This window comes from Streptomyces sp. NPDC059009, assembly GCF_042740175.1.
GTDB lineage: Bacteria > Actinomycetota > Actinomycetes > Streptomycetales > Streptomycetaceae > Streptomyces.
Map to the genome: position 1 here is coordinate 121,212 of NZ_JBHYJB010000018.1, position 12,380 is coordinate 133,591.

The window sequence follows — 12,380 nt, forward strand, 5'->3', positions numbered from 1 at the left end:
CTTTCACCATCCCAGGGAAGACATGACCCAGCATCTCGCCGCCTCCGCCACCACCACCGCAGGCGGCACCCGCACGGACTGGTGGCGCGGCGCGGTGATCTACCAGGTCTATCCGCGCAGCTTCGCCGACGGCAACGGCGACGGCACGGGCGACCTGCAAGGCATCCGCTCCCGCCTGCCCTACCTGCGCGACCTGGGCGTCGACGCCGTCTGGCTCAGCCCGTTCTACGCGTCCCCGCAGGCCGACGGCGGCTACGACGTCGCCGACTACCGTGCCATCGACCCGACCTACGGCACCCTCCTCGACGCCGACGAGGTCATCCGCGACGCCCACGACCTGGGCCTGCGCATCATCGTGGACCTGGTGCCCAACCACTCCTCCGACCAGCACGACTGGTTCCGGCGCGCCCTGGCAGAGGGCCCCGGCTCGCCGCTGCGCGAGCGCTACCACTTCCGCCCCGGCAAGGGCGCGCACGGCGAACTCCCGCCCAACGACTGGGAGTCCATCTTCGGCGGCCCCGCCTGGACCCGCACCGCCGACGGCGAGTGGTACCTGCACCTCTTCGCGCCCGAACAGCCCGACTTCAACTGGGAACACCCCGCCGTCCACGACGAGTTCCGCTCCATCCTGCGCTTCTGGCTGGACCTGGGCGTCGACGGCTTCCGCGTCGACGTCGCCCACGGACTCGTCAAGGCCGAGGGCCTGCCCGACATCGGCCACCGAGACCAGCTGCAGCTGCTCGGCAACGCGGTCATGCCGTTCTTCGACCAGGACGGCGTGCACGCGATCTACCGGAGCTGGCGCACGGTCCTCGCCGAGTACGCGGGCGACAAGGTGCTCGTCGCCGAGGCGTGGACGCCCACCGTCGAGCGCACCGCGCACTACGTCCGCCCCGACGAGATGCACCAAGCCTTCAACTTCCAGTACCTGGGCACCCATTGGGACGCCGCCGAGCTGCGCGAGGTCATCGACGCCTCGCTCACCGCGATGCGCCCCGTCGGCGCCCCCGCCACCTGGGTGCTCTCCAACCACGACGTCACCCGGCACGCCACCCGCTTCGCCAACCCGCCGGGACTCGGCACCCAGCTGCGCACCCCCGGCGACCGCGCACTCGGCCTGCGCCGGGCCCGCGCCGCGACCCTCCTGATGCTGGCCCTGCCCGGCTCCGCCTACCTCTACCAGGGCGAGGAGCTCGGCCTGCCCGACGTCACGGACCTGCCCGACGAGGTGCGCCAGGACCCGTCGTTCACCCGTGCCCAGGGGCAGGACGGCTTCCGCGACGGCTGCCGGGTGCCCATCCCGTGGACCCCCGAAGGACCGAGCTTCGGATTCGGTACGGGCGGCAGCTGGCTTCCCCAGCCGCCGAGTTGGGGCGAGCTGAGCGTGCGCACCCAGACCGGCGACCCGGACTCGACCCTGGAGCTGTACCGCAGCGCGCTCGCGGTGCGCCGGGAACAGCCCGGGCTCGGCGCGGGCGACGCGCTGGAGTGGCTCGACGCCCCCGAGGGCGTGCTGGCCTTCCGGCGCGAGGGCGGCTTCGTGTGCACCGCCAACACGACGGGTGCGGCGGCCGGTGTCCCCGTACCGGGGCGGGTCCTGCTGGCGGCGGGCGAGGTGGCGATCGAGGGCGACCATGCCCTTCTCGGGGCCGACTCCACCGTCTGGTGGGCGGTGTGACCGTCTCCCTGCCGCGGCCGAGCGAGCCGGGGGAGCGCGGTGCGGCGCCGGGGGAGCGCAGTGCACCCCGGCTCGCGGACATCGCCGCCCAGGCCGGGGTGAGCGAGGCCACCGCGAGCCGGGTCCTCAACGGCAAGCCGGGCGTGGCCACCGCGACCCGGCAGCGGGTCCTCGCCGCCCTGGACGTCCTCGGCTACGAGCGGCCGCTGCGCCTGAAGCGGCGCAGCGCGGGCCTGGTCGGCCTGGTCGTGCCCGAGCTCAGCAACCCGATCTTCCCCGCCTTCGCGCAGGTCATCGAGCAGGTACTCGCCGGGCACGGCTACACACCGATGCTGTGCACGCAGATGCCGGGCGGGGCCACCGAGGACGAGCTGGTGGAGCAGCTGGAGGAGCGCAGCGTCAGCGGCATCGTGTTCCTGTCCGGGCTGCACGCCGACACCACCGCCGACCCCACCCGCTATCTCGAACTCGCGGGCCGGGGCGTGCCGTTCGTCCTCATCAACGGCTACAACGAACACATCCCGGTGTCCTTCGTCTCGCCCGACGACCGGGCGGCCGCCCGGATGGCGGTGCGCCACCTCGTCGACCTGGGCCACGAACGCATCGGCCTGGCCATCGGCCCCACCCGCTACGTCCCCTCGCGGCGCAAGGCCGAGGGGTTCACGGCGGCGCTGCACGGCATGCTCGGCCTGGCACAGGGGGAGGCCGAACTGCGCGTGCAGCGCACCCTGTTCACCGTCGAGGGCGGCGAGGCAGCGGCCGGGGCGCTCCTCGACCAGGGGTGCACGGCGATGGTGTGCGGCAGCGACATGATGGCACTCGGAGCGGTGCGCGCGGCGCGCCGGCGCGGGCTGAACGTGCCCGGCGACATCTCTGTCGTCGGCTTCGACGACTCCCCGCTGATCGCGTTCACGGACCCGCCGCTCACCACCGTGCGCCAGCCCGTCCAGGCGATGGCCACCGCCGCGGTGGGCGCGCTGCTGGAGGAGATGCACGGAAACCCCGTGCAGCACACGGAGTTCGTGTTCCAGCCGGAGCTGGTGGTGCGCGGCTCGACGGCGCAGGCGCGGGGCTGAGCCGATCTGTTTGCAGCTGATGAGAGCTGAACTCCGGTCCGGACGGCCGGGCGCGTGGGGCCCGTTGGACAGGTCCCCCGGCCGTCCGGACCGGAGCGTGGTTGAAGGTAACACCGCCGCAAGGTCTTGCGTAAGAGCTTGCGACTGCTCGAGAGCGATACCGCACGCACCCTCGTCGCAAGGAGAACCCCGTGACCGGAACCCCACGCCGCACCGCGGCGGCCGTAGCCCTCGCGGTGCTGGCCGCCGCGGCCCCCTTCGCCTCCCCGGCCCTCGCCGCACCCCCCGCCGCGGCGAGGGTCGAGGCCCCCGCCCCCCTCGACCTGACGAAGGCGCGGGCCCAGTGGATCGACCGCGACACCGTCGCCTGGGACCCCCAAGGCGCGTCCGCCACACAGGAGTTGAGGTACTCGGCGGACGGCAGCCTCGCCCTCGAGGGCGGCGAACTCACCGGCGGGGGGCGGCACATCGGGCTCACCCCTGTCCCCGGCGGACTCACCGCCGCCCAGGGCGCCAGGTACCCGCACCTCAAGGACTACGCGGCCTACTCCGTCGACCCGAAGGACCGCGACCAGGTCCGCGAGGCCCTCACCGGCCAGCTCGTCGCCGTCCGCCGCGCCGCCGACGGCACCCCGCTCGCCGCCGCCGGAGTCCAGACCCAGGGCGTGCTCGACGACCTGTACGCGCCGTCCGCGACCCGGGCCACCCTCGGCCCGGACTTCCGCGACGCCGACCGCCCCTCGCTCGCGGTGTGGGCCCCCACGGCGCAGTCCGTCGCCCTCGAACTCGACGGCGAGCGCGTCCCGATGCGGCGCGACGACGCGAGTGGCGTCTGGTCCGTGCGGGGCCACGCCTCCTGGGCGGGCAAGCCGTACCGGTACGTCGTGAAGGTGTGGGCGCCCAGCGTCCAGAAGGTCGTCACCAACAAGGTCACCGACCCCTACTCCACGGCCCTCACCGCCGGCTCGGCCCGCAGCCTCCTCGTCGACCTCCACGACCCGAGGCTGGCCCCGGCGGGCTGGGCGCGCCTGAAGAAGCCGCGGGCGACCCCGCTGCGGGACGCGCAGATCCAGGAGCTGCACATCCACGACTTCTCGATCGAGGACCGCACCTCCCACCACCCTGGTAAGTACCTGGCGTTCACGGACTCCCGCTCCGACGGCATGAGGCACCTCCGTACGCTGGCGAAGTCCGGCACCTCGTATGTGCACCTCCTGCCCGCCTTCGACTTCAGCACGGTCCCCGAGCGCACTGCCGAACAGGCCGCCCCCGACTGCGACTTGGCGGCCTTGCCGCCGGACTCGGAGGCTCAGCAGAAGTGCGTCGCGAAGACCGCGGCCAAGGACGCCTACAACTGGGGCTATGACCCGCTGCACTACACGGTCCCCGAGGGCAGCTACGCCGACGACCCCGAAGGGCCGCGCCGCACCGTCGAGTTCCGGCGGATGGTGCAGGGCCTGAACCGGGCGGGCCTGCGCACCGTGATGGACGTCGTCTACAACCACACCGCCGCGAGCGGGCAGGCCGACCGCTCCGTCCTCGACAGGATCGTGCCCGGCTACTACCAGCGGCTCCTCGCCGACGGCACGGTCGCCACGTCCACCTGCTGCGCGAACACGGCCCCCGAGAACGCCATGATGGGCAAGCTCGTCGTCGACTCGATCGTCACCTGGGCCAAGGAGTACAAGGTCGACGGATTCCGCTTCGACCTGATGGGCCACCACCCCAGGGCCAACATCCTCGCGGTCCGCAAGGCCCTCGACGCGCTCACCCCGGAGCGGGACGGCGTCGACGGCAAGAACATCATCCTCTACGGGGAGGGCTGGAACTTCGGCGAGATCGCGGACGACGCCCGCTTCGTGCAGGCGACCCAGCGCCACATGGCGGGCACCGGCGTCGGGACCTTCTCCGACCGGGCTCGTGACGCGGTGCGCGGCGGCTCCCCCTTCGACGCGGACCCCGGCGTCCAGGGCTTCGCGACGGGCCTGGCGACCGACCCCAACTCCTCCAAGGCGAACGGCACTCCGGCCGAGCAGAAGGCCCGCCTCCTCCACTACCAGGACCTGCTCAAGGTGGGCCTGACCGGCAACCTGGCGGACTACACCTTCACGGACTCGTCCGGCCGCCGCGTCACCGGAGCGGACGTCGACTACAACGGCGCCCCCGCCGGCTACGCGCAGGCCCCTGGCGACGCCCTCGCCTACGCCGACGCGCACGACAACGAGACCCTCTACGACGCCCTCGCCTACAAGCTGCCCCCGGCCAGGACCCCCGCCGAACGGGCCCGCATGCAGGTCCTCGCGATGGCGACGGCGACGCTCTCCCAGGGCCCGTCCCTCTCCCAGGCGGGCACGGACCTGCTGCGCTCCAAGTCCCTCGACCGCAACTCCTTCGACAGCGGCGACTGGTTCAACGCCATCCACTGGGACTGCCGGGACGGCAACGGCTTCGGCCGCGGACTGCCCATGGCCGCCGACAACAAGGACAAGTGGCCCTATGCGAAGCCCCTGTTGACCGCCCCGAACCTCACCCCCGGCTGCACGGAGATCAACGCGGCGTCGGCTGCCTACCAGGACCTGACGCGGCTGCGCGCCACGGACCCGGCGTTCTCCCTCGCGACCGCCGCCCAGGTCCAGTCCGAGCTGTCGTTCCCCCTCTCCGGCACGCCCGCCGAGACCCCGGGTGTGGTCACCATGCGCCTGGGCCGTCTCGTCGTCGTCTTCAACGCGACACCGCGCAGCCAGTCGCAGACGGTCGACGCCGTCAAGGGCGCGCGGTACGAGCTGCACCGGGCGCAGGCGAAGGGCTCCGACCCGGTGGTCAAGTCGGCGTCGTACGACGGGAGTTCGGGGACGTTCACGGTGCCCGCGCGCACGGTGGCGGTGTTCAGCCGCTGACTAGGCCCGCCGCTCCGCATGCACCGGGCAGTAGTGCATCGCCTTGCCCCGCTCCGCGAGCGGCGGCAGATTCCGTACGGGGGTGTGGAGCAGCGGTGCGCTCGCGGGCACCCGCCCCCGCACCCGGTCGAGCCCGTCCCGGGCCCGCGGATGCTTGCGCAGACGAGGCGGCACCAGCCGGAACGCCCCGCCCACCGCCCGCCCCACCAGCTGGTGCAGCCGCGCGTCCCGCCGCGACCACGTGTACCCGAGGCGCTCCCGCACCACCTCGTCGTAGAGCCCCACGGTCAGCCAGAGAAAGCCACGGCCGACGGGGACCCGGACCAGCCGCCACACCGGCATCGGCAGCCAGGAAGCGGACGGCGGCCGGTCGAGCCGCTCGATGTCGAGGACGTCGCGCGTGGCCTTGTTGTCCTCCAGGACGCGACGGCACATGTCGTCCCAGTACGCCTGGAAGTCCTCCCACGTCTCCGGCACCGGCCGCATGCTCACCCCGTACCGCGCGTACCACGCCCGGTGCTCCGCGAAGAGCCCGCGCTTCTCCTCCTCGGTGATGCCGCCGCAGAAGTGCTCGGCGGTGAGGACCGTGCCGTAGAAGAAGGTCGCGTGCGCCCAGTAGAAGACGTCCGGATCCAGCGCGTGGTAGCGCCGCCCCCGGTCGTCGACGCCCTTGATCTCCCGGTGGTAGTCGCGCACTTCGCGCGCCGTCCGCTCGGCGTGCTCGCCGTCGAAGACGACGCCGCCGATGGGGTAGAGCGAGCGGTACAGCCGCTCCCAGCGCTCGCTGAAGAAGTCCGAGTGCTGCTCGACGGCGGCACCGAGCTTGGGGTGCATGTTCTGCATCGAGCCCGCCCACAGCGCCTGCAGGATCCCGCGCCAGTCCCCGAAGTACTTCCAGGTCAGGGAGGAGGGCCCGAGGAGGTCGTCCGTCATCGCGTCAGCTCCCGTCACGCCGTACGCCGCGTACGGCCGGTCAAGATGTGGTACTGACAACGTGCGTTGTCACGCTAAGAAGACCCACAGGAGGTGTCAAGTGAGCGGACCGGAACGGGAGTTGCTCGACGCGCGGCGCCGGACCCGGCGCGCCGACCTGCTCGCGGCGGGCGTCGCCCTGCTGGGCGCCCCCGAGCGCCCGGGCGTGACGGTGCGGGCGGCCTGCCGCAGGGCGCGGCTCACCGAGCGCTATTTCTACGAGAGCTTCGGCGACCGGGACGCGTTCGTGCGGGAGGTGTACGCGCACGTGGGCGCGGTCGCCCACGAGGTCCTGGCGGGGGCGGTGGCGGACTCTGAGGGCGCGGGCCCCGACAAGGTGGCCCGCGCGGCCGTGGAGGCGTTCGTCCAACTCCTCGTGGAGACACCGGAGACGGCCCGGGTCCTGCTCCTGGCCCCCCTGCGGGAGCCGGTGCTCGGCGGCCAGGGCCTGGCGCTGGTCCCCGCCTTCGTCGCGCTGGTCCACGACCAGCTCTCCGCGGTCACGGACCCGGCGGAGCGCCACATGGCGGCCCTCGGCCTGGTGGGCGCGCTCACGAACCTGTTCATCGCCCACCTCGACGGCACCCTCACGGTGGACCGGCAGCGCCTGACCGACCACTGCGTGGCCCTGGTGGTGACGGCCAACAGGGCCACGCGGTAGGGGAGTTGCCTCACTCGGTGCCGACGGCGTTGACGACGGTGGCGGGGTCGTCGTCGAAGGTCACGGGAGCCGCCGGGGCGGCGGGCTCCGACGCCCGCCGCAAGGCGGTGATGCATGTGCCGAGGGCGGCCTGGAGCTCCTCCAGGCGCTGCAGCATGTCGTCCTCGAAGATGTCATCCATCTCGGCGTCGTCGAAGGTGAGCTCCTCGAAGACCTTCGTGGCCTTCTGCAGGCTGCTGTAGAACTTCGTCCGGCGCTCCTGGACGCGCAGTTCGGGATCGGTCTCGACGGTCTCGACGACCAGGCCCTTGATGGTGTCGTACGCCTCCCCGGCCCACTCGCCCGCGTCCTCGTCGTCGTCCAGCTCGTCGATGAGGGAGAGGTGCCGCTCGGCCTCGGCGCGCAGCTCGGCGGGTGCGTCGAGGGTCTGCCCGGCGGGGGACTTGAACTCCCCGGTCTCGGCGATCTGGCGCACATAGCCGATGCGGTCGGCGGCGCGGGACTCGCTGGCGACGGCCTTCTTCAGCTCGTCGGTGCGGGCGATGTCGCGGGCCAGCTCGGTCTGCAGCTCCGGGTCCTCCTTGAGGCGGTCGAGGAGGGCGTGCCGGGCGGCCTGCGCGGTGGAGGGGTCGGCGAGGATCGCGGCCCGCAGCGCGGTCGGGTTCTCCGCGACCTCCAGGGCCTTGGTGGGCTTGATGCCCTCGGCCTCGGCGGCGGCGCTGATGGCGGTGCCGCGCACGGAGGAGGCGCTGGACCGCGAGACGTAGTACGTCAACCACACGTCGGCGTCCGGCAGTTCGACGTCCTGGCCCGGCGCGAGCGCCTCGAAGTGCGGCACGAGACCGTCGTCGGCGGCCCGGTCCCACGCCTTGTAGTAGCGCATCACACGCTCGGCGGAGCACCCGGCGAGCTCGCTGAACTCCTTCGCCGACACCTTGTCCGAGGCCCCCGCGGCCTCCCCGCCGGGCCGCACGCTCCGCGCCACCTTCAGCCCGAAGGCCCACCCGCCGGTACGGGCGTACGCCCCGAAGTCCCGGGCGTCCCGCGCGACGGTCTCGTGCACGCCGCCCGCCAGGCCCTCCCGGCTCTCCTGGCCCTCCTGCGCGGGCAGCGCCGCCTCCTCGGCCTCCTCGGCCGGCTCCACGGCTGCGACGGCTTCTTCGGACGGGTCGATCGCTACGGTCACCGGGGTCTCTCCTGGGTCGGGTGTGGGGGACAAATGATCCACCCCGCAGCTTATCCGGGCCGGTCAGCCGAGCCGCACGGCCAGGGAGTAGACACGGGTGGACTGCGACGGGCGGGCGTTGTTGTCGGCGATCAGGTAGAGGACGCGGTTGCCCGCGTACGCGCCGGAGAGCTTCGGGCCGAGGGCCATTCCCTCGACGTTGGTGAGGACCGGATTGGGCTGGGTCTCGTCCGAGCGGACTCCGCGGGAGGGGCAGGTGCCGAGGTTGAACAGTGGCTTCTTCGGGGCGAGGACATCCGCGTCGTCCCGGCCGAGCGAGTCGTCCTCGCGCACGTCGTCGGCCTTGGACAGGTCCACCTCGTAGACGTGGATGCCGTTGCCGAGCTGGCTGATGTAGCCGCGCTCCAGGGCGAGCAGATGGTCCTTGTCGAGAGCCACGAGCTCGCTCAGATACAGGCCCTCATCGGTCTGGTACGCGTACTGCCCCGCCGTGGTGTAGGCGCCGCCCGACGATCCCTTGTAGTGCTCGATCCGCACCTGGTGGCGGCCGTGCACGTCGTCGTCCTGGAGCAGCGGGCCCTCCATGCCCGCGAAGAGATGCCCGCCGTCGGGTGTGACCGCCAGGGACTCCAGGCTGCGGGTCCGCTCGGCCTCGCCCTGCGGGGGCGGCCGGAAGGCGGCGGGGACCTGGATGCCGGGGCCGGTCTGCTTGCCGTCGCTGACGGTGAACCGGCGGACGGCGGGGCCGAGTTCGGAGCTGACCAGCGCCGTCCTGCCGTCCTTCTCGACCACCAGGCCCTCGCCGTCGAACTCGGCGAACCTGCTGTGGTCGGCCTTGTAGAGCCCCTGCACCTCGGTGACCTCGGGGCGCAGGTCGAAGGGGGTGCCCAGGGAGATCCGGAACAGCTGCGCGGGCTCGTCGTCACGCACCGCAAGGGCCTGCTGGACGCCGTCCCGGGTGCCGGTCAGGGCGAGAGCGGAGAGGCCGTCGACCTTGTTGCCCAGGTATTCGTCGTTCGGTGACTGGTCGAGCCGGTCGGAGACATCGAGCAGGGTGGCGGGGCTGTCCTTGCCGCAGGGGCCGGGGACGGCGGCGGTGGGGCTGGTCGTGTGCGGCTCCGGGGCCTTTGGCCCCCACAGGAGGGTGCCGCCCACGCCGGCTGCGGCGCCCGTCACGGTCAGCAGCGTGCCCCACGTCGTGAGTCGTCGCCGCCCCCACCGCTGACGCGGCGGCGCGGGCTCGGGCTCGGGGGAGGCCAGGTTGTTCCGTACGAAGGGCAGTTCACCGATGCTGCCGTCGTCGTGGCACCTGGGCTCCGGGAACTTCTTCTTGATGAGGGAGCGCCGGAGCGTGTGGTGGATCTGGTCGAGCGAGAGGTGCCCGCGGTCCGGGTGCTGCGGGTCGCCCCGCTCCAGGAGGCGGATCAGCTCGCCGGAGAATGCCGTGAAGCCGCCCTCGCCCTCGGCCTGGGCCTTGAGGTCGCTGCCCGTCGACGTGAGGATGTAGGAGCCCTCGATGGCGATGAGGCTCTCTTCGGGGGCGTCGCTGTCCGCTGCCAGCGTGCTGCCGTTGGCGGCCTGGCCGCTGTAGCAGCAGTCGAGCACGATGATCCGGCGCTTCACGGAGTGCTTCTGTTCCTCGATGTACGTCCGCAGCGTGTCGTACTGCAGCGCCTTCTCCCGGCGGCCGCGCTGCGAGCCGGGGAGCGCGAGGTACAGCTGGTCGCTGCGGATGTCGAGCAGTCCGTGACCGGCGTAGTAGACGAGCAGGGTGTCGGTGGCCCGCTCGGCCGCCGCGAGGATCGCGTCGATCACGGCCCCGGAGGACTCCGGGTTCCGGACCGGCGTGATCTGTGTCCCGGGCACACCCCAGATGTCGGTGTCCGCGAGGAGCTCGCCCAGCCTGGCCACGTTCTTCTGCACGGCGGGGAGCCCGGGCAGATGGTTGTACGCGTCGACGCCGATCAGGACGCAGGCGGACACTTTCGCCCGCCGCAGCCGCTCCTCGTCCGAGGCGCTCACGCGTCCCCCTCCGGGGGCGTGTCCGCGCCTTCCCGGGCGAGCTCCTCAAGCCGTTCCAGCGCGCGGCGCAGCGCGTCCGGGTCGCGCAGGTCGGCGGCGGAGAGCATGATGCCGTCCGCGGCCGAGTCCTCATCCGTGGCGGAGTCCTCGCCGGAGCCCTCGCGCGCGACCCGGAGCGCCCCGCGCGCCGCCCGCGCGTCCCGCCAGGAGATGACGGCGACGGCCAGCGCGCCCCAGTTCGGCCCGTGCTCCGCGAGCAGGCGCAGCACCTCGAAGGTCCCGCCCATCTCTCCGGGTGCGGGTTCGTCGCCCACGTCCTTGACCGTGATCCCCGTGCCGCGCAGCTCGCCGCCCTGCTCGGTCAGCCAGCGGGAGAGCGACCGGAACTCCAGCGCCTGCTGGGTGGGATCCGGTCCGTGCACCGACAGTCGTACGTACATGACGCACCCCCTCGACTGTGGCCGCAATCTCTCACGGCATGTGCCTGCTGCCCCCCGAGGGTACGGGAGTTGAGGCGGCCGCCGGGCCGGAAGCGCACGGCTCCCCGGCGCCCGCCGCCGGTCCGCCGTCGAGGTGGCGGACCCGGCCGGCGCCCACCCCCGCGATCCCCATGGGCACGCACAGCACCGTGAGCAGCACCAGCGGCACCGTCCAGCCGCCCGTCGCGTCGTGCAGGGCGCCGAGCAGGAACGGGCCCGCGGCGGCGAGGAGATAGCCCACGCCCTGCGCCATGCCGGACATCTCCGCGGCCCGCGCGCTGTCCGGGGCGCGCAGCACGATGACGGCGAGCGCGGTGGAGATGAGCAGCCCGCTGCCGAAGCCCTGCATGATCATCCAGGCGTACGCGCCGCCGACCGGGGCGATCGTCAGGCCGACGAGCGACGCGGCGAACAGCACGGATCCGCAGACGGCGAACGGGACTTGGGAGCGGACGCGGCCGACGAGCGCCGTGAACGCGAGCGAGCCGGTGATGCCGACGAGGCTCATCAGGGAGAGCATCCAGCCCGCCTCGGCGCTCGCCATGCCCTTGTCGGTGAGCAGCGCCGGGATCCACGCGGCGCAGGCGTAGTACACCAGCGACTGCAGGCCCATGAGCAGGGTGATCTGCCAGGCCAGGGGGGAGCGGCGCAGCGGCGGCCGCCCGGATGCCGCGGCCGGGTCCGCCGGGTCCGCCGGGTCCGCCGGAGCTGCGGCCGGGAGCGGGGCCTCCTGTGCGCGCCCGTGGCGCAGTTGGGGCAGCCAGAGCAGGAACGCCAGGGCCGACAGGACCGCCCAGACGCCGATCGCGCCCCGCCAGCCGAGCCCGAGCGCGTCCCCGACGGGCACGGTGACCCCGGCGGCGAGCGCCGCGCCGCAGAACAGGGCGACGGAGTAGAGGCCCATCATCAGGCCGGTCCGCTCCGGGAAGTGCCGCTTGATCACGCTCGGCACGAGCACGTTGGAGAGCGCGATCGCCGCCCCGAGCAGCGTCGTGCCCGCGAAGAGCGCGACCATGCCGGGCGCGAGGCGCAGGGATATGCCCGCGGTGAGCAGCAGCATCAGCGCGCCGAGGGCCCGGGTCATGCCGATGCGGCGGGCGAGCCGCGCGGCGAGCGGCGCGAGCAGGCCGAAGCAGAGGATCGGCAGCGTCGTGAGGAGCCCGGCGAGCGAGGAGCTCAGGCCGGTGTCGTGGCGGATCGTGTCCAGCTCCGGCGAGACCGAGACGACGCCGGGACGCAGGTTCATGGCGATGAGCAGCACACCCGCCGCGAGCAGCGGGGCACCCCCGACGGGGGCGGATCGGTTGGCACTTTGAGGCATGCCCGCCAACGTAACATCCCATGTTTGGGCGACGAAGACTGCCTGGTGGCGGCGGATGCCGGGATCCGTGGCGAGATCGTGGATTCAT

The 12,380-nt window shown here is 72.8% G+C and carries 8 protein-coding genes and 1 pseudogene; 4 read left to right on the top strand and 5 right to left on the bottom strand.

Annotated features, from left to right (window positions below; translation table 11 throughout):
- Positions 1 to 22 precede the first annotated feature (22 nt).
- The 3 genes and pseudogenes from ACFWYM_RS19740 to pulA form a co-directional block, all read left to right on the top strand.
- The gene (locus tag ACFWYM_RS19740; protein WP_384838342.1) at positions 23 to 1,678 is read left to right on the top strand and encodes a glycoside hydrolase family 13 protein; all 1,656 of its coding nucleotides are present in this window, start codon (positions 23 to 25) and stop codon (positions 1,676 to 1,678) included.
- Positions 1,666 to 2,754, top strand: coding sequence for a LacI family DNA-binding transcriptional regulator (locus tag ACFWYM_RS19745; protein ID WP_384838344.1), 1,089 nt, complete (start codon positions 1,666 to 1,668; stop codon positions 2,752 to 2,754). The genes ACFWYM_RS19740 and ACFWYM_RS19745 overlap by 13 nt, the downstream gene beginning before the upstream one ends.
- Positions 2,755 to 3,071: 317 nt before the next feature.
- Positions 3,072 to 5,651: pseudogene (gene pulA / locus ACFWYM_RS19750) on the top strand (pullulanase-type alpha-1,6-glucosidase); the annotation flags it as partial.
- Here the strand turns inward: pulA and ACFWYM_RS19755 are convergent.
- Positions 5,652 to 6,584, bottom strand: a complete 933-nt coding sequence (locus ACFWYM_RS19755) for an oxygenase MpaB family protein (RefSeq protein WP_384838347.1) — start codon at positions 6,582 to 6,584, stop codon at positions 5,652 to 5,654.
- Positions 6,585 to 6,684: 100 nt separating this feature from the next.
- Between ACFWYM_RS19755 and ACFWYM_RS19760 the strand changes: the two genes are divergently transcribed.
- The gene (locus tag ACFWYM_RS19760; protein ID WP_384838350.1) at positions 6,685 to 7,284 is read left to right on the top strand and encodes a TetR/AcrR family transcriptional regulator; all 600 of its coding nucleotides are present in this window, start codon (positions 6,685 to 6,687) and stop codon (positions 7,282 to 7,284) included.
- A 10-nt stretch (positions 7,285 to 7,294) separates the two neighbouring features.
- Here ACFWYM_RS19760 and ACFWYM_RS19765 read toward each other — a convergent pair whose 3' ends face one another.
- From ACFWYM_RS19765 to ACFWYM_RS19780, 4 genes are all read right to left on the bottom strand, one after another.
- Positions 7,295 to 8,395, bottom strand: coding sequence for a hypothetical protein (locus ACFWYM_RS19765; protein ID WP_384838462.1), 1,101 nt, complete (start codon positions 8,393 to 8,395; stop codon positions 7,295 to 7,297).
- Between the two features lie 138 nt (positions 8,396 to 8,533).
- Positions 8,534 to 10,492 (bottom strand): esterase-like activity of phytase family protein, encoded by a 1,959-nt coding sequence (locus ACFWYM_RS19770; protein ID WP_384838353.1) that lies wholly within the window; start codon positions 10,490 to 10,492, stop codon positions 8,534 to 8,536.
- On the bottom strand, positions 10,489 to 10,932 hold the full coding sequence (locus ACFWYM_RS19775) for a hypothetical protein (RefSeq protein WP_384838356.1): 444 nt from the start codon (positions 10,930 to 10,932) through the stop codon (positions 10,489 to 10,491). Before ACFWYM_RS19775 ends, ACFWYM_RS19770 begins: the two co-directional genes overlap by 4 nt.
- Before the next feature lie 31 nt (positions 10,933 to 10,963).
- Positions 10,964 to 12,292: a CynX/NimT family MFS transporter gene (locus tag ACFWYM_RS19780; RefSeq protein ID WP_384838358.1), complete on the bottom strand. Its 1,329-nt coding sequence runs from the start codon at positions 12,290 to 12,292 to the stop codon at positions 10,964 to 10,966.
- Positions 12,293 to 12,380 lie beyond the last annotated feature (88 nt).

What these genes read in the sequence shown, in the direction of transcription:
- ACFWYM_RS19755 (WP_384838347.1), bottom strand. Translation starts at nt 6,584, where the DNA reads ATGACGGACGACCTCCTCGGGCCCTCCTCCCTGACCTGGAAGTACTTC.
- ACFWYM_RS19740 (WP_384838342.1), top strand. Translation starts at nt 23, where the DNA reads ATGACCCAGCATCTCGCCGCCTCCGCCACCACCACCGCAGGCGGCACC.
- ACFWYM_RS19780 (WP_384838358.1), bottom strand. Translation starts at nt 12,292, where the DNA reads ATGCCTCAAAGTGCCAACCGATCCGCCCCCGTCGGGGGTGCCCCGCTG.
- ACFWYM_RS19775 (WP_384838356.1), bottom strand. Translation starts at nt 10,932, where the DNA reads ATGTACGTACGACTGTCGGTGCACGGACCGGATCCCACCCAGCAGGCG.